Annotated in this window: 2 protein-coding genes; both read left to right on the top strand. The window is 67.3% G+C overall.

Annotated features, from left to right (window positions below; translation table 11 throughout):
• Positions 1-508 (top strand): 50S ribosomal protein L2 (rplB, locus tag DMB66_RS60360; RefSeq protein ID WP_125812733.1); only part of this gene is annotated, 508 nt, incomplete at its 5' end.
• 13 nt (positions 509-521) lie between these two features.
• Positions 522-695: 30S ribosomal protein S19 (gene rpsS / locus DMB66_RS60355; protein ID WP_125812732.1), on the top strand; the 174-nt coding region annotated here is incomplete at its 3' end.

Genomic DNA, 695 nt, shown 5'->3' with positions numbered 1-695 from the left:
GAAGCAGGGCGACCGGGTCGAGTCGGGTGTCGGCTCGGACATCAAGCCGGGCAACAACCTGCCGCTGCGCAACATTCCGGTCGGTACGACGGTCCACGGTGTGGAGCTTCGTCCCGGCGGTGGCGCCAAGCTGGCGCGTTCGGCCGGCGTCGGTATCCAGCTGCTGGGTCGCGAGGGTGCGTACGCCACGCTGCGTATGCCCTCCGGCGAGATCCGGCGCGTCGACATCCGCTGCCGTGCCACGGTCGGCGAGATCGGCAACGCCGAGCAGTCGAACATCAACTGGGGCAAGGCCGGCCGCATGCGGTGGAAGGGCAAGCGCCCGACCGTCCGTGGCGTCGCCATGAACCCGGTCGACCACCCGCACGGTGGTGGTGAGGGTAAGACCTCCGGTGGTCGCCACCCGGTTAACCCGGCTGGTAAGCCCGAGGGCCGCACCCGCCGCAAGGGCCAGGAGAGCGACCGCATGATCGTTCGCCGCCGCTACGCCACCCGCAAGCGCGGATAACGGGAGTTAAGAGATGCCTCGCAGCCTGAAGAAAGGCCCGTTCGTCGACGACCACCTGCTCAAGAAGGTGGAAGTCCAGAACGAGAAGAACTCGAAGAACGTCATCAAGACCTGGTCGCGGCGCTCGACGATCATTCCCGACATGCTCGGGCACACGATCGCGGTGCACGACGGGCGCAAGCACGTC

The sequence above is a fragment of the Actinoplanes sp. ATCC 53533 genome (assembly GCF_003947245.1).
Note: the sequence above shows the minus strand (reverse complement) of the source record. Positions and strands in the feature narration are given on the sequence as shown.